This window comes from Sediminibacterium sp. FW305-C-49, assembly GCF_058231085.1.
Map to the genome: position 1 here is coordinate 494082 of NZ_JBIQXS010000001.1, position 25204 is coordinate 519285.

The following is a 25204-nucleotide window of genomic DNA, read 5'->3' on the forward strand; positions in this document are numbered from 1 at the left end:
TTATTGTTTGGATTTGGCCATTTGTAATAACCAGGTGGCTAATTCTTTTGCAGCTGTGTAATTGTCAAAATCAGCAGGTAATTTTCTTCCGTCTACATATTCATTGTACAACCAGGGATCACCTACTGCAAATACTTTTCCTTTGCCATAATCGGCCACTGCCATAATGATATGTTCCTGGTCTTTCACCAAAGCTTTCGCCGGTACTTTTACACTGATGGTAGCTATCTCTTTAATGAAAAGACGTTCTGCGGTTTTAAATACCGGGTTGCCTTTTGCTACTTTAATTAATCCTGTTTCGTATGCGTTGTTCTTTACTGCATTGCGATTGTCTTTGTTGAACCCTATACCAAATGCACCCGCCAGCTGATTGAAATGATCCAGTTCGGTATTGGCCGAATCATTGGCCATTAATACCAATACACCACCCGCTTTCACCCATTCACTAATAGCTTTGGTATGTTGTGGTTGAATAAACGCAGGGTTTTCTGTTTCCTTTTTAGTATCAGGATCAACAATGATATAAACAGATGCATTTTTTAATGTTGCTGCTGTTGGCTCTGCCATCAATGAAACAGTTGCTGCTCCCTGGTTCCTGAACAGGTTACCCCATAAAGCAAAACCACTGTTCATTCTGTCTTCCCAGGTATAGTGAAAGGGAACGGTATTACCCTGTTTATTCTTTCTTGTTTCGTGATTAAAATACTGATCCAACAGCACTGTTTTTCCTGTACCCGGTTTGGCTTCTGTGAGTGTCTCCATTTCAGAGGCTGCCAATATAAAAGCACCTAACCCTTTCGGATCGTTGGCAACAATGGGCTCACTGATATAATAATCGAAACTACCATCTCTGTATGGGTTTCCTCCCAAACCCGCTACCTGACAAACACGATTGAGATTAGCAGTTCCATTGTCTACAGTAACAAATGTTTTCAATACACCTGCATAGGCTTTCTTCACGGTAGCCATTTCTGAAGCAGGTGCATAACCCAACCGCACTGCTTTTGCTATGGCATATACAAACATGGATGAAGCCGAGGCTTCCAGGTAATTGCCTTTTACATTTCCTTTATCCAATATCTGCCACCATACACCGGACTGTTTATCCTGTACTTTTTTAATGGCTGTGATATAACGTTTGAGGATATTGAGCAGTTTTGCACGTTTTGGATGTGATGCAGGAAATAGTTCGAGTACATCTACCAGTGCCATACCATACCAGCCCATGGCTCTTCCCCAGAAATGCGGCGATTGTCCGGTTGATTGATTGGCCCATCGTTGTTCTTTGCTCTCATCCCATGCATGATAGAGCAATCCTGTTTTAGTATCTCTTGCATGCTGCTCCATCCAGATAAACTGGTTGGCGATATCATTAAAAATGTCGGGTTCATTGAAACGGAGTGCATACTCGGCGTAAAAAGGTTCGCCCATATACAAGCCATCCAACCACATTTGATAAGGATATATTTTTTTATGCCAGAAACCACCTTCTTTGGTACGCGGGTGGTTCTTTAATTGTTCACGGAGTGTTGATGCAGCTTTTCTGTATTTCTCATCTTCCAGTACATCGTATAATAACAACAGATTTCTGCCGGGTGTAATATTATCGATATTGTAATCTGTCTGTTTATAGGTTCTGATGACACCATCTTTGTTCACAAAAAAGTCCATGCTTTTTTTGATGTAGTCAAAGTATTTACCATTACCTGTACGCAGCCACACTTTCTCTATCCCTTTTAATATCAAACCCTGGTCATAGATCCATTTGGCAGGCTGTCCTGCTTTTAATGCCATACTATCGGGCCATAACTGCATCACTGTTTCTGTCATGCGTTCAGACCATGGCTTTTGTGCCATGAGATTCGTAGCATACAACAAGAACAGGATCGATATCGTGTATATATATTTCTTCATCAGCTTATTTCAGTTCCAGTAATGCTGCATTGGCACCATAACGGAACTCTGTTTTGTTTTTGAAAGATGAAATATCGGCACCCGTTACTTTTACTTTGCCATTACGGTCGCCATTGATGCTCATGATCATGGTCGGATTGGGCGCATAACGCAGTTGATGAAAACTGATATCGGCACTGTTCTGTATATGCACCAGTGGTTTGGTATCTGATGGTTGCAGGTATACATTATTAAAACTGATGCCCTGCGCTTCTGTACACTCAATACCCTTGTCGGTTTTCATGGTAAGGTTATTGAATACCACATTACTCACCCGCATTTCAGGAATACCTCTTACAAATACTGCTTTGGCTGCCCCATTGCAAACAATATTGTTGATGTAAAAATTCCTGAATACCGGCGTAGCTTCTGTTACCGGCAATATTTCTACTTTGGGTAATTCTCTTTCTTCTCCTGCCAGTGGCACCGGGTCTTTGGCCGCATAATACATATCGAATGAAATGGCTTCACCCGGAATGTCTTTCATATTGATATTGGCCGCATAAATATTTTCTACCACACCACCCCTGCCTCTCACGGTTTTAAAACGCAGACCAATATCGGTTCCGATAAAATTGCAATCAGATACAAACAGGTTTCTTGCACCGCCACTCATTTCACTGCCAATCACAAAACCCCCGTGTGCATGGTATACGGTGGTATTTTTTGCGATCACATTTTCTGTAGGGATACCTCTTTTTCTTCCTTCTTCATCTCTGCCCGATTTGATACAGATACCATCATCACCTGTATCAAACTTACAGCCGTCTACCAGCACATTGGCACAGGCTTCGAGATCAAGCGCATCTGTGTTTTGACCGTACCATGGATTTTTTACGGATACATTTTTAATCGTGATGTGCTGACTGGTAATCAGGTGCATGGTCCATGCAGGAGAATTTTCAAATGTTACGCCATCTAGTATTACATTTTTACAATCGAGAATGCGCAACATATTGGGGCGAAGAAAATCCCTGATCTCTTCAAAGTCTTTTAATTCAAGACCGGGTAAGAGTTTACCGATATTATTGGTAAGCGATCCTTTCAATGCGCCTTCAGATGAATACCAGGTGGTTTTATCTTCTGTTACCACACCTCCACGTGCAATATGTTTTTTCCATTCAGAGTCGGTGAGTTTATTTCTTTTGAGTGGTCTCCATACATCACCCGATCCGTGAAAGATACCATGACCTGTGATAGCAATATTTTCCAATCCTTCAGCGGTAATAGGCGACTGACAACGTGCCGCATATACACCTTCGAAAGAGGATTTTACCAATGGGTAGGCTTTTCTGTCGGGCGTAAACAATATCAGTGCATTTTTTGCTGAATACAGTTCTACATTGCTTTTCATGGTAATGGGACCCGTAAGCCACAACCCTGCCGGAATCAATACTGTACCTCCGCCATTCGCGGCACAGGCTTCTATGGCTTTGTTAATCGCTACTGTATTAAGTGTAATACCATCATTTTTTGCCGCATAGTTTACAATGGAGAAGGTATCTTTCTTAAAATGCGGTGCATATATTTTTGGTAACTCGTATTCATATTTCTCCGGATGAACAGATGGTTTGAGGTATTGCGCTGCAATATTTTTGGCTTTCATCTCTGCGCATACCAATGAAGCCATAGAGATGGCACCATAATCAGAAAAATGGGTGTCGTCTTTTTTTCCATCGAACATCGCGCCGTAATGACGTGGATCGATCCATAAAAACATTTTCTTTGAACCTTCTACACCATGTTGCTCAATCAATGTCTGACTGCTCTTGTGTAAGTCGATCAATTGCACATTCATCTGTTGGGCAATCTCTCTTACTACACCCGGATATTCTCCATGCTGGTCTACAAATACGCCCTTGGTATCAAATTTTCTGCGCATGACAGGTGTGACCAAAATGGGGTTGGCTCCTTTTGATCTCGCATCGTTTACAAAACGTATCAGTGTATTGCGGTAAGTGGTCTGTGGTGCAGCATAACGGTTGCTGTCTGTTATTTTTGAATCATTGTGTCCGAACTGAATAAATACATAATCACCTGCCCGCAGTTGTTTCATTACCGAATCCCATCGGCCTTCTTTTACAAAACTTTTGGTGCTGCGTCCGTTTACCGCATGGTTATGCACTTCTACTTCGCTGGTAAGCAACTGCGGAAATAATTGTCCCCAGCCACGCTCAGGATTATTGGCCAAAGGTTTATCGGCCATGGTTGAATCTCCGATCATAAAGAAGCGAACTTTCTTTTCCGGCAATTCAAAACCCAGTAAAGCGAGTAATAAAGTGAAATAAACGATACGTTTCATACTATTCATTTTCAACACTACAAATTAGTGCATATAAAAAAGCTATACAGGAGTACCTGTATAGCTGTAACATTTGGCTCTCGCCGATATACCAATAAACAAAACAAGCGTTAGTATTTGCAGCCCGCCATCAGTTCGTTCATTGCCAGTTGCTGACATGGCTTTTTTTGTACAATGACGATATGTTCCGTTGATGAAACTCATGGCAAGCGCCTGATTGTATAACAGGCTTAAAAATCTGTGCCCAATCAGGCAACAAGTCTACTCAGATATTCAGTAGCAGGGAAGTTCTGGGGGTAGTTTTTTTACGCAATCGTTCCCGGCAACGAAGGTCATTTGGGGGAATGATAACTACCATCAAAATCAGGGACTTATACGATCTGTCGTTGCCCTTCTTCCTCTCATCCACAGGCTCCGGCCCTCAACCGGAAAAAACGTACATTTAACCTTCTCTATTCCCTGTACAGGATATAAATCCTGTACAGGGAATAGCTTTTCTCAAGCAATAACCCATGAAATACGAAGCCGTAACGATCAAAGACATTGCCAAAGAACTGGGACTTTCCACTTCCACGGTATCGAGGGCATTGCGTGATAGTTATGAAATCAGTCCTGAAACCAAAAAAATGGTTTTGGAATATGCAGAGAAAATCAATTACCGTCCCAATCCCATTGCACTCAGCCTGAAAGAAAAAAGAACCCGCTCCATCGGTATTGTGGTGGCTGAAATTGCCAACAGTTTTTTTTCACAGATCATCAATGGTATTGAATCTATTGCTTACAATAAAGGTTATAATGTCATCATTACCCAAAGTCATGAATCTTTTGAACGGGAACTCATTAATGTGCAATACCTGGCATCCCGTTCTATTGACGGGCTGTTGATTTCACTGGCTTCTGAAACCAGGGACCTGAGTCACCTGAAACATTTACATGAACGTGGTTATCCGATTGTTTTCTTCGACCGTATTGTAGATGAAATAGATACCCATAAAGTGATTGTCGACAATAAAAAAGGAGGCTACGATGCCACCAAACATTTAATTGAAAGTGGTTTCAAAAATATTGCCGCACTGGCCAATGCAGAATACCTATCCATCACCCGTGACAGACTGGGTGGCTACCAGGCTGCACTGGAAGACCATCAGATAAAATATGATCCTGCACTGGTAAAATATTGTTTACATGGTGGGCTGGTGTATGATGAAGTAGAGAAAGCATTGGACAGTTTATTCAAACTGAAAAAGAAACCCGATGCCATATTTGCGGCGGCAGATAAACTCACCACCAACTGTTTACGCTATTTCAAAGCCAAGGGAATTCGTGTACCGGAAGATATTGCTGTGATTGGTTTCTCCAATATTGATTTAACCGAATTGTTATCTCCTTCCTTATCGGTGGTGCGCCAGCCTGCTTTTGAAATGGGTCAGGTGGCTACGGAATTATTGCTGAACCTGATTGAGAGCAAAAGACCAGTGAAAGATTTCGATACAAAAATGTTACAACCTGATCTTTTCATCAGGGAATCAACATCCAGAAAGAAATAACATTCTTCCTCCCGTTCTCCCCTTCTCCCTGTTAATAAATGCCTTGCCTAAGTAGTCCTTAAAATAGGCGTGACTCTTTTAACAGGGAGAAGGGGAGAACGGGAGAACGAGGATTTAATTTATTGCTCCACTCGGAACCAGTCTATATCCACGAAGCCGGCATCGTTAGTGGAGCTGGTTCTTGTACAGAACAAACCCAGCTTGGCACCTACCCATTTACCGGGCATGGCTGTAAATGATACGCCTGCATCAATAAAGTTCATATTATCTGTGCTGTAACTGAAACTACAAACAGCACCCTTCTCTACTTTCACCCGCAGGTATAACCAGTCTTTTGAAATTGCTGTGATCGGCTTTTCTGTTTCTGCTGTTCCCTTGTCTGCTGCTTTGGCTTCAACATACACGAGTGAGAGTCCTTCTTTGTTTTGCTTAAGAACCAGCCCCGCATAACTGAGACCCATTATTACCAGTCCGGCTTTTTCGTTTTCAATTTTGATGTTGGGAGAAAATTTCAGTTTCACAGTAGCCGTAAAATTTTCAGCAGGAAATTTTTGCAAAAGCAGATTTGGAACATCCCATAAATTGCTGGCTGCATCGGGTTGTTTGTCTGAAAACAGGCGAAGCATTCCTGTAGCCGGCTGCATAAAATGCCAGGTGGCTTTTGCATTGGCCTGCCATTGCCATTGTAATCCGAATGATGTATCATTCAATTCATCACTCTCTGCAGGTGTTTCAACAGGATATGTTTTACCCACATTCGGTTTTTTATATACCAATACCGGTTCTCCTTTTCCATCACCATCTTTATCCATACCTATTACCGGCCAGTCGTTTTTCCATTGCATGGGTTGCAGGTGTACCACACGACCATAGGCTTCCTTATCCTGAAAATGCAAGAACCAGTCTTCACCTGTTGTGGTGTTTACCCATGCACCCTGGTGCGGACCATTCACTGTGGTTGTTCCCTGATCCATCACTACTTTTCTTTCATAGGGGCCATAAATATTTTTTGACCGAAGTACCAGTTGCCATCCTGTTGATACACCACCCGCCGGTGCAAAAATGTAGTAGTACCCATTGCGCTGGTAAAACTTGGGGCCTTCAATGGTGGGGTCTGTTGTATGTCCATCGTATACCAATTGACCGGTGCCAATTGTTTTGGTTCCTGCTGCATTCATCGGCTTTACCACAATGATACTTTTGATGCCTGCCCTGCTTCCGGCGTATGCATGTACCAGATAAACTTTCCCATCTTTATCCCAGAGCGGACATGGATCAATCAATCCCTTACCCGCTTCTACCAGCACAGGTGTGGACCATGGACCTTTTATATCTTTTGCTTTGGTGAGATAAATACCAAAATCGGGATCCGGATAATAAATATAAAATTCTCCTTTATGGTAACGGATGGAGGGTGCCCATACGCCATTGCCATGTTGTACAGTTGAAAAATGATCAACAGGAACCTGTTGTGGTAATGCATAGGCTACCAGTTTCCAGTTTACTAAATCTTTGGAGTGCAGAATGGGTAAGCCGGGTGCGGCATTGAAGGAGGAGGCCGTCATATAAAAATCATCCCCCACCCTTATTGCATCGGGATCAGAATAGTCGGCATGTAATACCGGATTTTTATATGTACCATTTTTTTGATCCGCTACCCATGCTTTTGATATGTACGGTTGCTGAGTGTACGCTTGTAACGCGATAAACAGAAACGAAAAGAATATCAGTTGAGGTTTTATCATTTTAATACTCTTCTTTATGCATGATTCAATTTAACCACAGAGTTACACGGAGTGAGGCACGGAGTTTCATAGAGGGTTGCGAAGTAATGGCAATGTGCCAAAAATAAAGGGCAGTATAATTTTCTAAACATACCTCCGTGCAACTCCGTGTTAAACTCCGTGTAACTCTGTGGTAAAAAAATCATCACTTAATAATCGGCATCCAATCTCCAAAAATATTTTTGAGTGTATATTTTTTCACTTCCTCATCATTCAATTGCTTAATCCATGCAGGTCTTGAAGATGGTTGTGCACCCGGGCCGGTGTTTTTATATTCTGCATAACGAACGGTGGCTTCATTGGCAGGGTTGCGCCAGTTGTTCCATCCTTCCGGAATAATATGATCTCCTATTACACACCTGATATAAGTTACACTCGCATGCGGCTGCCATGGACGACCCAGCGATACTTTTTTAAACGCCGTATCTGCCGTGAGTGTACAATCAAAAAAAACAAAACCATAAGGCACTTCCCTTGGCGTAGACGCCGCTGTAACATGTGAGTTCTTTTTGCTGTGTATATGACAGCTTTGAAATACAGCTGTAGACGGACCAAAAATAAAATCGGTACTGCCTTCTATATAACAGTTCTTGTAATACTGTCTGCTGCCGGCACCACTGCAAAACAATACATCCTGAAAACCTAGAAAGCGACAATTATTAAAACTCAGTCTGTCGCCATTGGCAAATACAGCTACAGCCTGACCCGCAGTAAAACCCGCATTGTTTTCAAAGCTGATATTCTCTGCATAAAAATCATTGGCATATAAAAAGAAACTGGCCGATGACCAGGTATTGATGGTATCGCCATTGGGTAATTTTTTTCCTGCGTGGTTATCGTAGGTGAGAATGGTATTCATTTTATCCTCACCAATGAGCCTGATAAAATCTTTGCGTGTATCGAGCACCAGTCTTTCCTTGTAGATGCCTTTCTTTACAAAAATGGTAACGGGCTTTGTATTACCTGATGGAACAGCATCAAAAGCTGCCTGCACTGTTTTGTACTGGCCACTGCCATCTTTTGCCACTACTATTCGCTGTTGGCCACCTGCAAAAAATACAAGTAGCAGTAAACAGTTCAGAAAAAGAATTCTTTGCATCATACACTAAACTTAAAAAATAAGGCCGACTTCAATCGGCCTTATTATATCGTATTTACTGGTGGGTTAGTAGCCTGGATTTTGTGTCAGGTTAGGGTTGGCATCTCTGGCAGGTTGCGGAATGGGTAACAGTTCTGATTTACCTGTTGTAAAACCGGTAGCATAACGTGCCAGTGCAGTGGTATTAACCGCAGCCTGTGCCCAGTTTACCCTTGTGGTATTGGCTGGTGCTGTTCCAGGTGATGGTGCATAAAATGAATTGGCCCATAAAGTTGCATCATCTGCAGATGAGTTATTGAGATAGTACATAAACTCTGGCAATGTATTATAAGGAGCCGATCTTGTTGACATCGCAAGCAAAGCCGTTTTGGTTTCAGCAATTTTTGATGCCAGCAGGTTCCACCTGATCAGATCAAATTTACGAACACCTTCTCCGCCTAATTCAAGTGATCTCTCTTTCACCAGCGCAGTAAAGAACGCAGCTTTAGAAAGTCCGGCCGGAAGATCTACTGTAACATCAGGTGTTCCAATCGCTTTACCATAACCTCTTCTTCTTACCTGATTTACGGCATTATACGCTGTAGCAGTGGGACCATTGATTTCGTTCTCTGCTTCTGCCAGCATGAGTAATACATCTGAATAACGAAGTATCTGCCATTTCAATCCGAAATATTGTACCGCATCTGTTGGTGAAACAGCAGGACCACTGATCCAGTCTCTTCTGTATTTACCATCGCACATAGCGGTAAGGGCCTGACCAATTTTTGTTGTACCATTGGCCGCCACATTATAAGGCGCACAGGTTACATCTCTTCTCAAATCATTCTGATCAAATGAATAGAAATAAGTGGGTAATACATTGATACTTTTATTACCCAGGTTATTGACTGTAGGTCCATTGTAATAAGCCAGTTTGGTATCGGCTGTTGCATTTCTTCCGATACCACTTGCCTGGAACATGAGTTCTCCATTCGGATCGGCCACCACCCTTGCATTTACCTGGTCTTTCCATAAACTTCTGAAGCTTGGATTTAATGAATGCTGGTTGGATGCAATGATCTCATTACACTCATCTTTTGCGATCTGGTAATAAGTAAGGTAATCAGTAGGTCTTTTCATGGAACCATCGCTACGCAATGCAAAACCACCTCTGAACAAAGCAATTCTTGCACGCAGTCCTTTTACCGTTCCTTTGGTAATGCGTTCGTCGGGAACATCGCCGATACCTGCTATTTCATTTCTCCATGGAACCAGATCAGCCGCTACTTTTAAATCTGTGAGTAAACGGTTGTAAAGGGTATCTCTGTCTGTACGTGCAGGAAACGGATTCGCTGAAGCCATAGAAGCAGCGGGCTGAAAATGCGAAGGCATATCTCCCCAGTTGACGATGGCCTGGAAGTAAAACTGTGCCCTCAATGTCAGCGCTTCACCATACAACCTGCGCAATTGTTTTTTCTCCTGCTCACTGCCATTATTGTACATATCCATTTTAGGGATATTGGCAATACAGATATTGGCATATTCAATACCGGTAAACAACTGGTTAAACGGATTGGTGATCTGCGCATTACCTGATGTTGCGGAATAACGTGCAATATCTCTTCTGTCATTATCTGCATTACCGGTTGGACCCTGCATTTCATCGGTATCAACAGTGTAATACAGACTCAGACGAATACCGAAACCGGCATCACCCACCAGTCTGCTGTACGCACCTGCCAATGCTTTACGGGTACTGGCCACATCTTTGAAAACCATTTCAGAACCTACATCGGTAATAGGCTGCTGATCGAGGTATTTTTTACAGCCTGCAGAGAGGAACATGGTTCCTGCTATTGCGATGACTGCGAGTTTGTTAAAATATCTATTGTTCATATAGCAATATTTGATCGTTTAAAAAGTTGCGTTGATACCAAAAATGAAGGTTCTGCTTTTTGGATAAGCTGAATAATCAAGACCCTGTGTAAGCGGACTGTTACGCACACTCACTTCGGGATCGTAACCTGAATAGCTGGTGAACAGTGCCAGGTTGTTTCCTGTAAAGTAGAAACGCAGCTTGCTCATTTTCAAACCAACCAGTTTTTTCACCGGTAAGCTATACCCTACTGTTACGTTATTGATACGCAGGAATGATCCATCTTCTATCGCCCATGAATGCGGATAGAATGCACCCGCACTTTTCAATGGCTGCCAGATCGTAGCATTGGCATTCAGTGCCGCCAGTTGATCCGGTGCTATACCTACCACCTGGTTTGATCCGTTTACATACTGTGCTGTTTTACCATCTGCAGTAACTACTTTCCAACGATTGCTCATCATATCGAGCATATTTGAATTGGCGGTATAACCATTGGTAAATTCAATCTTGTTGGCATTGTATACATCGTTACCATAAGAGAAGTTCATGAAGATGCTCATGTCCCAGTTCTTATAAGTAAACTGCTGGTTTAAACCACCGGTAAATTTCGGTAATGGATTACCAATTACTTTTCTGTCGTTATCCAGTGTAATATTTCCATCACCATTCAGGTCTTTAAATTTAATAGAACCTGGTTGTACAGGACCTATGATGCCTGAATTGTTTACCACACCTGCTTTCAGTGTGTACACACCTGTAGCCGTATTGTAATCAAAGTCGCTCACTTTGTAGAAACCATCGGTTACCAGACCCCAGATAGCGCTGGTTGGACTTCCGATGCGGATGATATAATCAGTAGGCTGTCCGGAAACACCCCAGCTCGCAGCAGGGAAGAATGATTTCTGGTTCAGACCCAGTTGCTCCACATTGTTGCTGTTGAATGCCATGTTGTAAGAAATGGTCCAACTGAAGTTTTTGTTACGTACCGGTGTGGCACTGATCTGGAACTCCACGCCTTTATTGGTGGTTTTACCTACGTTCTGCAACTGTGTGGTATAACCATAAGTAGGTGCAATGGGTACATTCAGCAATAAATCTTTCGAGCTGTTATTATAAATATCAACACTCAGGTTCACCTTGTTTTTAAAGAGACCGATATCGACACCGAAGTTTTTGTTGAGTGTAGACTCCCAACGCAGGCTTTCATTTACCAGACCTGCAGAATAAAATGCATTCACGATTTCATTGTTCATACCATAATACAAACCGCCATCGTTTCTGAATGTGGTGAGGAAGAGATAATCTGCAATACGGTTATTACCCACGGTACCAAAACCTGCACGGAATTTCAGATCGCTGAGGAAGTTTACATTTTTCAGGAATTTTTCATTCTTGGCTCTCCATGCAAATGAACCCGATGGGAAATAACCCCATTGTTTACCCGGTGCAAATTTGGAAGCACCATCGGCACGCAGGTTGAAAGAGAAATAATATTTATCCTGGTAAGCATAACTCAGTGCAGTAAAGAACGACATACTGGTGTACCTCGTTTTGTTCACCCTCGGAAATCCGGCAAACTTATTGGCCAGGTTGGTTTTCGTTAACGCATCCTGTACAGAAGTAAATGTTGGATAATCGCGGAACTGACTGGTATAACGTTCTGTACGCAAGTCATAAGTTTCCTGACCCACCAGAATGGTGAAATCGTGTTTGTCTTTATAACCATTTACCGAATAGGTTAAGGTATTGGTATTGGTAATGGTAGTACGATCGAGTGTATCGAGTGTAACGATCGCTTTTCTTCCACCCTGTATAATGGCAAAGGGTGTGATGGAATCGCTGAACTGGCGATCGATATTTTTTGACTGATCAAAACCGACTGTTGATTTAAAACTCAGGTTTTTAATAATGGTATAAGTAGCTGCTGCTGTAACGTTGAACACATCGGTTGTTTTACGTCTGTATTCCGCATTGGCCAGTGAAATAGGATTCACGAGGTTCAAACCATTACCCACATTGGGATCTGCCAGTGGATCGGCATCATCAATATCCTGTGTTGATGAAAGGAAGGGTCTGTATTTAACCGCATTACGCAAACGGTTATACGAAGTACCCTGGTCTGATGATGTACCTGCACCATTCACATCAGTATTGGTATAACGACCTGTTACCGCCAGTTTTAAATTGCTCAGAATTTTATAATCGGCTTTCAGGTTTAAGAGGTGACGGCGATAGTTTGAATTGAGTACAATCGCTTTATCATCATTATAAGTATAACCAAAATTGTAGGTGATTTTTTTGTTACCACCCATCGCAGAAATATTATGCGTTTGCATGATGCCTGTGCGGCCCATCACTTCATCCTGCCAGTCTACACTCGCCACATTTTTATAGTTAGACAGTGTATCCCAGGTAGTACCAAAATTTCTGGTGAAAGTGGTACTGTCGGTAGAACTGCCTCTTGATCTTTCAGACTGGTACAAAACATAATCATAGGGTGTTTGTACGTTCAGTTTTTTGGCAAGTGACTTTACACCCACAAAACCATTATAACTCACCACCATTCTGCCGGGCTTACCGCTTTTGGTGGTAATCACGATTACACCGTTGGCACCACGCGCACCATAAATGGCAGTGGCAGCAGCATCTTTCAGCACATCGATACTTTCTATATTCTGTGGCGATAAAGCCGATAGACCATTTTCTACCTGCACCCCATCTACAATGTATAAGGGAGAGTTATCGCCTGTAATAGACATACCACCTCTTACCCTGATACGGATATCGGCATCAGGCGAACCTTCAGCCGTAGTAGCAGTAACACCGGCCAGTCGACCACTCAATGCTTCTGCTGCTGAGTTGATGGGAATATCTTTCAGGTCTCGTGCACCCACGCTGGCCACTGATGCGAGCAGGTTTTTTCTTTTCACGGTCTGGTAACCGATCACCACCACATCATCTAATGTTTCAGTGGTTGCAACAGAGAGAGAAGCATTGATGGTATTTCTGCCATTCACTGCTTCTTCTTTTACTGTATAACCCACAGAACTGAATACTAATGTTACACGGCCATTGGCAGCAACGATACGATAGGTACCATCTTTTGCAGTAACCGTACCGGCCTGTGCATTTTTAACGCGAACGCTCACCCCTTCCAGTGGCTGGTTATCGGCGCCGGTAACACGGCCCTTGATTTCGAAACTGTTCTGGGCATAGGTAAACATACCCGTAAAGAGCAGTATGAGGGTGGTGAGCCCCATCAGCTTCATTTTCTTTGGCATAAGCAAGCGGTTTAAGCCCCCATGCCCCCTGAAGGGGGTATTTTGGAGGCTTTTTGTTTGAATGTTCGTTGTAATAAGGGATGATGGTATATGACCACAGGTTGTGGTACAAAGAGGTGAATATTTCTCGTACAGTTTCATGGCAAACAATTTACCCCTAGCCCCTGAAGGGGGATTTGGAGAGTTTTTTCGTAAACCAATTCTACGCTTAACTACAGAAACCCGGAAGGGTAACAGATGCCTTTTTTTACGCAAACGTTCCCGGCAACGATCTCACGGGAGGAGGATGTCAGATGGCGGATGTCAGATGGCGGATTTCTGATGTCGAATGTCTGATTTTTGATTTGAAAATAGTATTCGTTATTAAACATATACTACCAATTAGCTAACCGCTAAAAGCTAATGGCTAATAGCCAAAATCGCTGATCTCATATGTCTGATGTCTGATTTTTTGAATTTTGAATTTCTAAGCAATTCCCTCTACTACACAACCCTCCGTGCCACTCCGTGTTCCACTCTGAGAAACTCTGTGGTTAAACTGCTCAGACTTTTTTAACCACAGAGTTACACGGAGTAAGGCACAGAGTAGCACGGAGGGGTAAGAAGGAAATGTGGCGGGTTAGACTTTTCTCACTTATCAGCTTTCACTTTCCCTAAGGTTTCAGCCACCCTTTCTTCGGGTGTTCTTCGGAACTTCTTCGGAAGCGCTTCGGGAATTCCCGAAGAAACCCCGAAGAAACACCGAAGAACACCTGAAGCCAGACCGGCGATGGTACGGCTGAAACCCCAGGCAGACACGAATGGCAGATGGCAGATCTCAGATGTCGGATGTCTGATTTTTTGATTTTTGAATATTCTCCCTGTTTGCTAACCGCTAAAAGCTAATGGCTAATAGCTAACAGCCCCTCCCCCCTAAAATTCTCCTGTCCATTTATGCAACCGATTGCGTAATTTGAGCACAGCCATACACTTACCTTATGAAAAAAATACTCACTACGTTATTTGCCTGCTTTTCTATTGCTTTCCTCCAGGCCCAGGAGCTTAAACTCAATGAGCTGGAATATTTTGAAAAACAGGGCGTGAATTATCTCATCTACAGCAACCTCTTTACCGGCGGTTTTAATGATGAAAAAAATGCCGGCATAGAATTGATTCACCATGGCGTGCGAACAGCACAGGGTGGTGCCATACGACTCTCCAGCACTCCCGAACAGTGGGATCTGGTACCGGTTATATCCAACCGGAAAATAGACCGTATACTAAAAACCATAGAAGCAACACTACGCTATACTGAATATGATTTCGATTCGCGCATAGTGGTAACCGCCAAAGGAAAGGGTATTGAAATTGCCGTGTACCTCGATAAACCCCTGCCCAAAGCACTGGAAGACAAAGCCGGTTTTAACCTCGAGTTCCTCCCCTCACAATACTGGAACAAAGCCTACCTGGTAGATGGCCGTTACAACCGCTTTCCCCGATATGTGGTGGGCAATACCATGGCCAAACCCAACAGCGATAAACCCAAACAGTTTAAAGGTTACAATACATCTGATGACAGGGGCTCCGGAAAATTTATTGATCCACTGCCGCTTGAAACAGGCCGCAGCCTTGTGCTGGCACCCGATGATCCATCACGCCTCGTGAAAATAAGTTCGCCCGATGCCGACCTTATGCTCTATGATGGTCGCATACTGGCGCAGAACGGATGGTTTGTGGTGCGCAGCAAACTGCCCGCCGGCAAAACAGGTAAAGTGCTGAGCTGGACGGTGGATGCCAATGCCATTGACGGATGGATCAGAGAACCCAATATCGGTTTCTCACAAGTGGGTTACCAGCCTTCGCAACCCAAAGTGTCGGTGATTGAACTCGATAAAAAAGATAAACCCCAACCCACTGCTTCGCTGTATAAACTGGGAGAAGATGGAAACGCCACCAAAGTATTCAGCGGCAATATTGTGCCCTGGGGCGATTACTTTAAATACCACTATGTAAAATTCGATTTCTCTCCGGTTACCACACCGGGCATCTATTATATACAGTATGGTGCGGTGAAGACCAATAATTTTTTAATAGAGAAAAATGTCTACGACAAGATTACCGATGCCACCAGCGATGTTTGGATTCCGATTCATATGAACCATATGACCGTAAATGAAGGATACCGTATCTGGCATGGCGAACCATTTAAAGAAGGCTACCTGCAGGCTCCACCCAATACCGATCATTTCGATCTGCACCGGCAGGGACCCACCACCGATACCAGATACAAAGCACTCGAACTGATACCCGGTTTAAACAAAGGCGGCTTTTTTGATGCCGGCGATTTTGATATTGAAACCGGTGCCAATATTGGTGTGGTACAAAACTTTGTAAAGACCTGGGAATATTTTAAACCCCAACGCGACCAGACTTTTGTGAGTCAGCAACAACGCTATGTTGATCTGCATCGTCCGGATGGCACACCCGATATACTGCAGTATATAGAACATGGTACTTTGAACCTGCTGGCGCAGGCGGAGGTGATTGGACATATGGCGCAAACACTCTCCAATTCGGTACTCGATAACTATCATCACCTGGGCGATGCGGCATCCATTACAGATGGTTTGCCCTACAACCCCAAACTAGGTGCGCATGAGATTGCGGCCGATGGAAAATCGAGTGGAGTGAAAGATGATATGTGGGCTTTTACCAGCCGCAACCCACGCCTCGATCTCCGTGCCGCTACCATGTTTGCCGCTGTGAGCCGCGCACTTAAAGGATACAACGATGACCTTGCTGATAGAGCATTGAAACAATCGAAAAGATTGCTGAAAGAAGCCACTGATTTAATTGCTAACCAGCCACAGGATAATGCAGGTCCTTTTGGTGCGGCCAATATGGGTACTTACCTGCAACTCTTTATAGCCACCGGTGAACAAAGTTATTCCGACAATTTCCTGAAACTATTGTGGCCCGCTCTCGAACGCAATGTGAGCTTTACCCTTTCTACGGCATTGGATGCTGTGCCTTATATGAATGCTTCTTTTGTAGAAAAGCTCCGGCCTTTTGTGCTGAAGTACAAAGACTATATAGACAGTCTGGATAAAAACAATCCATACGGTGTACCCATTGGTTTGGGCAACTGGGCCGGTAGTGGCGATGTGGTAAATTTTGGAACCACGGTTTGTTTTGCGCATAAATTTTTTCCGGATATCATCGACACGAAACAGTTGTACAAAGCCAGTAATTATTTATTTGGTTGTCACCCTTACCACAATTATTCACTGGTGGCCACACTGGGTGCCACACGACCCAAAAATGTTTTCTATGGAAACAACCGCGCCGATTTCTCCTTCATCCCCGGCAATGTAGCGCCCGGAATACTCTTCCGCAAACCCGATCATTTTGAGAACTACGATGACTGGCCATTTTTATGGGGACAGAATGAAGGAACGATTGGCGGGAATACAGCGTATTTGATTTTTGGGGAGGCGTTTAGGAGGGGGGTGAAGTAAACCTCTGCTTTAACCGAGAAACCTTTTGGAGAGTGATGGGCTTTTCAGAAGGTTTTTTGATTTGTATGGTGAGAGATAAAATCAGCATTGCTATTCTTGTACTAATTAATACTCCTTTTTGGATAACCGATTGAATTTCAATATAGTAAAAAGTTTATATGTTAAATAGAAGATTGCGTATATTTATTTGATAGCAATTAATTAAATACACCTATCAAAATATGATTGTATTTATCAATTGTTTGAGACAAAGAAGTAAAGAAACAATCGTGATTTTAAGTTCTTGGATTAGGCAAGTTATCCAGTCAGCAGAACCCTTGATTTCATTAGATATTGAAAAAGAAACTATATGGGATGATAAAATCAGCAAAAAACTTGAAAAAAATCTTTATTCCTAATCTATTTAACGAGCCGACAGGGCTATTCTTGAAGAAATATTACAGGTAATTCACTCAATGAATAAGCCAAATCACCTTACAAAAGAGTTTATGTATTTCTACCTCTATGACGATAAGGTTAAAAGTTCTAAGGCTAATAAATTTATAAGAAATTACCTCATTCATCAGAGACCTAGAATATAATAAACTCATTGATTTTATTAATTTAGCCAACGTGGGAATGAAAGACATAACGAAAAAAAGGCCATACTGATGATGCAAAGGAAGACGAGAAGTAAATACCAGAGTAACTACTACTAACAAAAGTATTTGCAAAAGCTGGGCTGCACAATCAATAAATTTTTTGCCTTGGCAAACACTCGAAAATTGTTGGTGATATTATATCGACATTCTAACTAGTTTACATGATAAGAATACCACATAATAGAGCAATTCAACTTTTGGAAGCAAGACTTGCAGAAGTTGACAGCTTATATATTGACCTTAAAGCTTTAAAAAATAGACTTCAGGGTGACGTAGAAGGAATATTTGGAAGGGGTAGTTCACAATCAATTGCTGTTATTAGCTTGGATACACTTCATTTTGACGACCCTACCAAACTTGCAAAATGCAAGACAACTTTTAGGCAGACAATACAAGGATGGATTAACTATATCAAAGACTTTCACATAATCAATCAAGAGCAAATTGAAGTTTCTGAACAGAAGTATAAAGAAATGTATGCCGACCTTCTTAAAAAATGGAATGATTTAGTACATGAATACAATCAACTACTGAAAGGAGCTGAAAGTACAATACTCAAATATGATGAAGCATTATCAGAAATAAAAATATTGCAGGGTAAGCTAAGCCAAAAACAAACTATTAGTGAAATGATAAAAATATTGTTTTTGGGGGCAAGTCCAATTGACGAAGTTCGGTTAAGAATTGATGAAGAAGTAAGAGATATAGAAAGTGGTTTAAAGTTAGCAACATTAAGAGACCAATTTGAATTAAAATCGAAATGGGCTATAACGACTAAAACGTTACAACAAGCAATGTTAGACGAAAAACCAACAATAGTACATTTTTCGGGACACGGGTCGGTTAATGGAATTGCTGTTGAAGATTCTTTGGGAAATTCTAAATTAATCGAAAATGAGGCAATAGGAAGTTTGTTTGAATTATTTTCAATAGATACAAAATGTGTTGTTTTGAATTCATGCTATTCTGAATCGCAAGCGACTGAAATTGCTAAGCATATCCCTTATGTTATTGGAATGAAAAGTTCAGTAAACGATAAAGCAGCGATTGCATTTTCAGTTGGTTTCTATACAGCGTTGGGAGCAGGAAAAGATATAAAATTTGCTTATAGAATGGGAACAGTTGCAATCAAAATGGAAGGAATTTCAGGCAGTGATTTACCAGTTCTTCTAGGCTAAGTTGATAAGCGTTAATGCACAAAATTGGTATTGCCTACAGTGAGGTTAGATATTAGAACAATCAGCAGTGGTATTTGGGGTATAATACGGCTCGGATTTAACAAATAAACGCAGCCTTAGTTCTTACTATTTAACTTTAAAAAGGGTAGACAATAGTTAAAATGTGTCCCAATCCTAATCCCCACAATCGACTATGTCTGCACTTTAGCTACTCCGCCACTATATATATAGCATACTACATTTTTTAAAAAATATTAAGATGAAACAATTACCGTTTGTTGGACGAGAGAGTGAACAATTACAATTTAAACAAATTATCCAGGCTACTAGAAGCAACACTCTTACAAATGGTTTGTTTACTAATGTAATTCTCATCTATGGTGTAGGTGGAATGGGAAAATCCAATCTATGTAGAAAATTTCGTGAGATTGCGAAAGTGGAAATACCTGAGATGACTGAAATATACATAGACTGGGAAACAAAAACAGGCTTTACCTATACGCCATCTGAATTACTTGATACAATTTACAATGAATTAAAAGTTCATTACAACAAAGAATTAGAGCCTTATTTGAAGGCTAAGAAAGATTACAAATTTCTACAAGATGAAATTGATAAAGTTTTGGAAAAAGAAATAATTGATGCTACGCAACCCGTTGTGACCACAATTGCTACTACCATAATAAATAATCCAATAACAGAAGCGGCAGTTTCCGGAGGATTTAGCTTATTAGGCCGAATACTTGGCAATGTAGAAGAAAGCAGATTAAAAGACAAGTGGGGTATAAAAGATGAAAAATTACTATTTTATAAAAATCCAGATGTAGCATTAGCGAGCTATTTGGTCGAAGGAATAGACAAAATCACAGAAAAGGGGGAAACCAAAATATTATTAATGTTGGATACATGCGAAGTAATCAAACATTCTGAGCAATGGATTATGAATCATTTTTTAGTTCCGCTCCTCAATAAAAATAAAAATGTAGTTCTTGTTTATTCAGGCAGAGATAATACTTACAACCAGAGGACTATTACCATAAATGAGGAAACTGTTTTAGTAAAAGGCTTTGCAGATAAACTTACTTCTAGCACTCCTATTGGTATTGATATGAAGCTTTTTAGTGAAATTGATATCAGAAAATATTTGACCCAACGATTAAATAAAGAGACAAATGAAAAGGCAGTTCAATTTGTTCAGAAATTATCAAAAGGAGTTCCATTCGCAGTTGATTTATTAGCTAACGCAATTGAGAATATTGGGATTGATTCGTTTCTTAAGAATTTTACAGATGACCAATTTCGCTCATTAATTGAAATCTCGTTTTCTAACGAACAAGTAATAAAAAATGTTGCGGAAAGATTTTTATTTTATTGCCTTCAGTCGGAGGCTGCAAAAGCTGATTTACCAAAAATATATTCAATAGCAATACTTAGAGAAAAAAATCCAGAAATTTTAAAAGAAATTTGGCAGGTTTCAAATCCATCTGTTGTCTTACAAACTTTACAAGGAAAATATTCTTTTTTTATCGGAGAAGCAAAGTTACATGATGCAGTTAGGGAATTCATTGAGGAATATGTTTTAAGTAATGAAACATTGAGAGAAGGCATCATTAAACAAATAGTTGACAAAGCATTACCAATTTATCAAAGGATTTATGAAAAGGAAGGCAATAAAGAACCGAATCTTAAAGACCGAATAGAAGAACCTCGTTGGAGAAAAGCAACTCACAACTTATTAAATTGTCTCTCCTGGAGCAATCCTGATTTAGCTGCTGATTTTTTTATTAAAAGAGGTATTGAGTTATTACTATTTAATTCCCACTTCGCACTTGAACTTAAAAAATTGATAAATAAGCTCATAGACAACGATCTGCTAAGTAATAAAACTAGAAAACAAGTAATAAAATTCGCAGAAGTATTAGTGTCATATAAATGGTATTCGTTTTCGGAAAAGTTATTTGCTTTTTGTCAAACAGCAGCTACTGAATGGCAACTTGATTCAATCCACAAAAATATTCTCCAACTAATTATTGGACGTATGCTATATCATCAAAAAGATTACGAAAGCGCAATAAATTCTCTTAATAAGTGTGAAGAAGACATTTTTGACAGTTCGCTTAAAGATAAGTTAGCTGAAATATTGGATGATATTGGTTGCAAATACTGCTTAACTGAAAAGAATTATTTCATTCGCTCGGATAAAGCTTTGGAAATCTTTGAAAAGGTTTATGCACTAAATGAAAACACAAGAAGTTCTTCTCGTCTAAATCATTTAGCGGAAATGCTAAAGTTAAATGGCAGGACAAATGACGCAATAAAATATTTCAAGAAGGCAATTGACTTAAGTCCCAAAGATGGATATTACTACGATATGATTGGAGGTGCTTATGAGGATTTAGGCTTATATGACGAATCACTAATATCATATAACAAGGCAGTTGAGCTTGACCCAAAAAGACAAGTATCATATTGGCGAATCGGAATGATTTACTTAGAGTTAAATCAATTCGATAAAGTAATTGAGGCTTGCGAGAACGCTTTATCAATTGATTCAGAGGATTCTTGGTCTTACATTTTGTTATGTATGACATATATAAATAAAGAGGATTATAACAAAGCGCTTGAGTTAATTGATATTTCACTATTAAAGAAAACTGACTGGATAGGTGCTCTCTATAATAATATTGGTAATTGTTTCGAAAGAATGGGATACGTTGATAAGGCAATTGAGTATTTTAAAAGAGGAATAGAGAGTGGAAGCCAGAACGCATATACAGGGATAGGAGAAATTTTTTTAATACAAGGAAAGATTCATGATGCCGAAAAATATTTACTAATCGCAATTGAAAAACAAAAAGACAATTCTAACCCTTTAAAATATTTGGCAATACTTTATATTATCAAAGATGAAGAAAAGAAAGCAACAGATTTTTTTTCAAATGTAATAGAAAGCTCCATTAAAAAGCCAAGTATTACTAATCAGTTAAATCATGTAGTTGCTTTAATTGGACTACAAAGGTTTGAAGAAGCTGAAAATCTTTTGAAAAAGTTTCTTTCAAAATTCACAGTATCTCATTTAAATGTAAAGAGTTTAACAAGGGATATAGAACTACTCTCAAAAGCACTTAATAGTTCTGAGAAAGAAAAAACATTTATGAGCAATGCTAATAGGGTTCTTAACAATATTAAAATACAAACAAACGCATAGCAGACGGTTCATTTTAATTTTCCTTATTCTATCTTAAAAAATAAATAATCAAGCTACGGCTTTTTCATTATCTATTCAGTAGACTTAATCAACAAAGTTCATCGCAGATTCTGTGATAAACTTCAAATATTTTTCCTTCTCCGCAGGGTCTACTTAATAAAAAACTTCGCCGCTGCTATCTCCCAAGCCGACTAATCCTTCTCCCCATTTATTGCCTGCATTTACCTAATGCATTGAATTTCAGTAATGTAAAATTTCATATATGTTTTGAAGACTTGTGTATATTTATACAACGTAGTTGTAGTACAAAAATCCATATCCTTATGCCAAACAAGAACCTGGCTGCTGTTTACTGTTTACCCCATTTGAGTGCCGCAATATTATTCTTGAGCCGCACTAAGGCAGCAAACCATACTACCGCTAATCTTTCACTTTCGCAAAGCCTTACTAATACGCTTCACTAAAACAAACCGTCATGTATACAACTGCTTCTACAACACAGGAAAAGAAAACAGAGTCGGTGGCTAACAGAGTATCTGAACAGAGAAGTACTAACAAATCTGCTGCCCAGATCATCAACAATAGTAAGGGTGTAGCGCAAATGAAAGCACACCAGGAAATGGTGAACAATAGTCCACAAATGAAACAGGCTGCCCAGTTACAGGCCATGGCCAATAGCTTCACTTCACAACAGACACCTGTTTTTCAATTGGCCGGTGGAGACCATGCCTATGATGCAGGTGATGGTGCTTTATGGCATGTTCACCACGGAGATCATGTAAAGTTTGGCGGACAGGTTAATACCCGTATCAATTTCGGTGGGCGCACAAGAAACCAGGTATTAAGACAGCTTCGCGGCAGAAGAAACCTAACACCCCAAACTCCCGATGGTGCCAGAACTTATATGGAATGTGTAAGGTGGATTTTAAGGAACGTATAGTCTTACCGCGTATACGAAACAAGAGTGACCGCAACTTCCCCATTCTTCATTCTCCGCAGAGTCTACTCAATCGAGAAAAGTTCGTCCCAGAGTCTCCGAGGCACGAGGGATATCTACAGCACATTAAAAAATGCTTCTTTCATACAAGAAGAATAGTATATGCACTTACAAAAACTTGAAACTCATTTAAAAGGCCAATGGATATTTGAAGCTGGCATTATGAAAGAAGATGAAGTAGCAAAACGCATAAAATGGCTGATTACAAATTCACTTAAGAAGATTGGCAATGATAGCACAGGATGGGAAACATTATATCAGGATATTAGTGATGGCAGATACTGGGAACACACATACGGGCAAAGCGATATGCACGGCGGCGGTCCACCAAGCCTTATTCTTTTAACAGACCAAGAAGCCAAACTTAAATACGGATTGGTGTAAACAACTATATAATTACCACCCATTTCATATATGTTATGGGGAGTTGCGTATATTTATTGGTTATGCGTAAGGCCAAATCATAATTCAATTTCATTAAATGAGTTTCTTTAATAATTTACTTTCCAGTTTAAAAGGCAATCGAAAAAAATCTTCTCTAATTGATATCAGAGAAACAATCCAAGACGATACGTTTTGTGATATACAGATGTCTATAACAGAAAAAGGTAAAGACAACACTTACAATGTCTTCATAATTAAGGGCACATACAATGGAAATGTAGTGGGGCTACAAATTCGCATCATTACTAAAATGCCATTTGGAATCAGTAAAGAAGGGAATGTAAACACAGAAACAGGATTTGTGCCACAAGGTTTGATAATTAGCACAATAGGAAAAGAAACGGAGTTATTTCTGAAGGCATTGGCAGAATTGTATAATATCCCTAATAACAGAACTTTTTCAACTTCAGAAATTACTGCGACAGTATTCTCGCTTAATTCAACAGATACAGACTTAAATACTCCAGGATACTATAAGTTCAAAATATTTTTTAATGAAGACGAGGATGAGAGCTTGTATTCGGAGATGTATATGAATATTAATATTTCGGAAGGGATTTTTGAACTCCACGAAAAAGATCCAGAATATCGTACTGCTATAATAAATACATTTACATCCGCCTTCTCCGCAGAAAGTACTTAATCAAAAAAGTTCGTCGCAGAGTCTCCGAGGCACGAGGGACTCTGCGTGCTACACAGCCAGGGTCTTTCATTTACTTTTGGTCTAATCCAGTCGTTAAAAAAAATATGGGAATAATAATTAATGAGTAAATTAAATATACAAGAGTGCTGCCATTTATCTTTTAAGAGTCTTGTTGATTCCCCTCAAATCAATATCCTGTAATTCCATGTAAGTAATAACCGGATAAATTCCCTGCCTGCCCGTATAGTAATATGTAGCCGAGCTATGCAAGTAATCTTCCGGAAACTGCACCCCTGGTATTTGTGCTTTACATGGATTATGATGCATATAGTCAATTTTCTGTTTCATAAATGCTATTGAATAACATTCTTTTCTATCAAAGGAGGGTTCAAACACTTCATGTCTTTTATTTCTTAACCTATCTGTCTTATTAACCCAACCAGATAGTTGTTCAAGTATGTCTTCCTTATTCAGCTCCTTCAGTCTTTTTACCAGTTCATAAGCCATAAACCGTTTACCATTTCCTATTATCGTATTAATTAACTGATTCGTTTTCGAGAATGCAATGAGCGCGTGAACATGATGGGGCATAATTACATACCCAACGATATAATGTTCATTCTCTTTTAGATAATTAAACCATTTATACACTTCATCATAACCATTTGTAATCTCGAATAATGGCAACCATCTGGCACAGGTAAATGTGATAAAATATACTCCGTTGACCTCGGTTATTTGTTTGCGAACTGACATATACCAAAGATATCAT

The 25204-nt window shown here is 40.3% G+C and carries 14 protein-coding genes; 7 read left to right on the forward strand and 7 right to left on the reverse strand.

Annotated elements, in window-relative coordinates; all coding sequences use genetic code 11:
• Positions 1-1914: a DUF4350 domain-containing protein gene (locus ACH3Z1_RS02115; protein ID WP_490820185.1), complete on the reverse strand. Its 1914-nt coding sequence runs from the start codon at positions 1912-1914 to the stop codon at positions 1-3.
• A gap of 4 nt (positions 1915-1918) precedes the next feature.
• Positions 1919-4255: a glycosyl hydrolase family 28 protein gene (locus tag ACH3Z1_RS02120; RefSeq protein ID WP_490820186.1), complete on the reverse strand. Its 2337-nt coding sequence runs from the start codon at positions 4253-4255 to the stop codon at positions 1919-1921.
• 512 nt (positions 4256-4767) lie between these two features.
• Between ACH3Z1_RS02120 and ACH3Z1_RS02125 the strand changes: the two genes are divergently transcribed.
• Positions 4768-5802, forward strand: coding sequence for a LacI family DNA-binding transcriptional regulator (locus ACH3Z1_RS02125; RefSeq protein ID WP_490820187.1), 1035 nt, complete (start codon positions 4768-4770; stop codon positions 5800-5802).
• Between the two features lie 119 nt (positions 5803-5921).
• On the opposite strand, the gene ACH3Z1_RS02130 is transcribed toward ACH3Z1_RS02125, so the two are convergent.
• From ACH3Z1_RS02130 to ACH3Z1_RS02145, 4 genes are all read right to left on the reverse strand, one after another.
• The gene (locus tag ACH3Z1_RS02130) at positions 5922-7547 is read right to left on the reverse strand and encodes a glycoside hydrolase family 43 protein (RefSeq protein ID WP_490820188.1); all 1626 of its coding nucleotides are present in this window, start codon (positions 7545-7547) and stop codon (positions 5922-5924) included.
• A 184-nt stretch (positions 7548-7731) separates the two neighbouring features.
• A complete protein-coding gene (locus tag ACH3Z1_RS02135; RefSeq protein WP_490820189.1) occupies positions 7732-8688 on the reverse strand; it encodes a pectinesterase family protein in 957 nt (318 codons plus the stop codon).
• 63 nt (positions 8689-8751) lie between these two features.
• Positions 8752-10560 (reverse strand): RagB/SusD family nutrient uptake outer membrane protein, encoded by a 1809-nt coding sequence (locus ACH3Z1_RS02140; RefSeq protein WP_490820190.1) that lies wholly within the window; start codon positions 10558-10560, stop codon positions 8752-8754.
• Between the two features lie 18 nt (positions 10561-10578).
• Positions 10579-13824 (reverse strand): SusC/RagA family TonB-linked outer membrane protein, encoded by a 3246-nt coding sequence (locus ACH3Z1_RS02145; protein ID WP_490820191.1) that lies wholly within the window; start codon positions 13822-13824, stop codon positions 10579-10581.
• 977 nt (positions 13825-14801) lie between these two features.
• Here ACH3Z1_RS02145 and ACH3Z1_RS02150 point away from each other — a divergent pair.
• The 6 genes from ACH3Z1_RS02150 (at position 14802) to ACH3Z1_RS02175 (ending at position 24432) form a co-directional block, all read left to right on the forward strand.
• Positions 14802-17321 (forward strand): cellulase N-terminal Ig-like domain-containing protein, encoded by a 2520-nt coding sequence (locus tag ACH3Z1_RS02150; protein WP_490820192.1) that lies wholly within the window; start codon positions 14802-14804, stop codon positions 17319-17321.
• A gap of 802 nt (positions 17322-18123) precedes the next feature.
• Positions 18124-19140, forward strand: a complete 1017-nt coding sequence (locus tag ACH3Z1_RS02155; RefSeq protein ID WP_490820193.1) for a CHAT domain-containing protein — start codon at positions 18124-18126, stop codon at positions 19138-19140.
• Positions 19141-19399: 259 nt separating this feature from the next.
• Entirely contained in the window at positions 19400-22348 is a 2949-nt protein-coding gene (locus tag ACH3Z1_RS02160; RefSeq protein ID WP_490820194.1) for a tetratricopeptide repeat protein, read from the forward strand.
• A 475-nt stretch (positions 22349-22823) separates the two neighbouring features.
• Complete coding sequence (locus ACH3Z1_RS02165; protein ID WP_490820195.1) at positions 22824-23288, forward strand: hypothetical protein; 465 nt, start codon at positions 22824-22826, stop codon at positions 23286-23288.
• Between the two features lie 159 nt (positions 23289-23447).
• A complete protein-coding gene (locus ACH3Z1_RS02170; protein ID WP_490820196.1) occupies positions 23448-23729 on the forward strand; it encodes an Imm27 family immunity protein in 282 nt (93 codons plus the stop codon).
• 97 nt (positions 23730-23826) lie between these two features.
• Positions 23827-24432, forward strand: a complete 606-nt coding sequence (locus ACH3Z1_RS02175; protein WP_490820197.1) for a hypothetical protein — start codon at positions 23827-23829, stop codon at positions 24430-24432.
• Positions 24433-24585: 153 nt separating this feature from the next.
• On the opposite strand, the gene ACH3Z1_RS02180 is transcribed toward ACH3Z1_RS02175, so the two are convergent.
• Positions 24586-25188 (reverse strand): transposase, encoded by a 603-nt coding sequence (locus tag ACH3Z1_RS02180; RefSeq protein WP_490820198.1) that lies wholly within the window; start codon positions 25186-25188, stop codon positions 24586-24588.
• Between the last annotated feature and the right edge of the window lie 16 nt (positions 25189-25204).

What these genes read in the sequence shown, in the direction of transcription:
- ACH3Z1_RS02160 (WP_490820194.1), top strand. Translation starts at nt 19,400, where the DNA reads ATGAAACAATTACCGTTTGTTGGACGAGAGAGTGAACAATTACAATTT.
- ACH3Z1_RS02140 (WP_490820190.1), bottom strand. Translation starts at nt 10,560, where the DNA reads ATGAACAATAGATATTTTAACAAACTCGCAGTCATCGCAATAGCAGGA.
- ACH3Z1_RS02180 (WP_490820198.1), bottom strand. Translation starts at nt 25,188, where the DNA reads ATGTCAGTTCGCAAACAAATAACCGAGGTCAACGGAGTATATTTTATC.
- ACH3Z1_RS02125 (WP_490820187.1), top strand. Translation starts at nt 4,768, where the DNA reads ATGAAATACGAAGCCGTAACGATCAAAGACATTGCCAAAGAACTGGGA.
- ACH3Z1_RS02165 (WP_490820195.1), top strand. Translation starts at nt 22,824, where the DNA reads ATGTATACAACTGCTTCTACAACACAGGAAAAGAAAACAGAGTCGGTG.
- ACH3Z1_RS02150 (WP_490820192.1), top strand. Translation starts at nt 14,802, where the DNA reads ATGAAAAAAATACTCACTACGTTATTTGCCTGCTTTTCTATTGCTTTC.
- ACH3Z1_RS02130 (WP_490820188.1), bottom strand. Translation starts at nt 7,547, where the DNA reads ATGATAAAACCTCAACTGATATTCTTTTCGTTTCTGTTTATCGCGTTA.
- ACH3Z1_RS02135 (WP_490820189.1), bottom strand. Translation starts at nt 8,688, where the DNA reads ATGATGCAAAGAATTCTTTTTCTGAACTGTTTACTGCTACTTGTATTT.
- ACH3Z1_RS02145 (WP_490820191.1), bottom strand. Translation starts at nt 13,824, where the DNA reads ATGCCAAAGAAAATGAAGCTGATGGGGCTCACCACCCTCATACTGCTC.
- ACH3Z1_RS02120 (WP_490820186.1), bottom strand. Translation starts at nt 4,255, where the DNA reads ATGAAACGTATCGTTTATTTCACTTTATTACTCGCTTTACTGGGTTTT.
- ACH3Z1_RS02175 (WP_490820197.1), top strand. Translation starts at nt 23,827, where the DNA reads ATGAGTTTCTTTAATAATTTACTTTCCAGTTTAAAAGGCAATCGAAAA.
- ACH3Z1_RS02115 (WP_490820185.1), bottom strand. Translation starts at nt 1,914, where the DNA reads ATGAAGAAATATATATACACGATATCGATCCTGTTCTTGTTGTATGCT.
- ACH3Z1_RS02170 (WP_490820196.1), top strand. Translation starts at nt 23,448, where the DNA reads ATGCACTTACAAAAACTTGAAACTCATTTAAAAGGCCAATGGATATTT.
- ACH3Z1_RS02155 (WP_490820193.1), top strand. Translation starts at nt 18,124, where the DNA reads ATGATAAGAATACCACATAATAGAGCAATTCAACTTTTGGAAGCAAGA.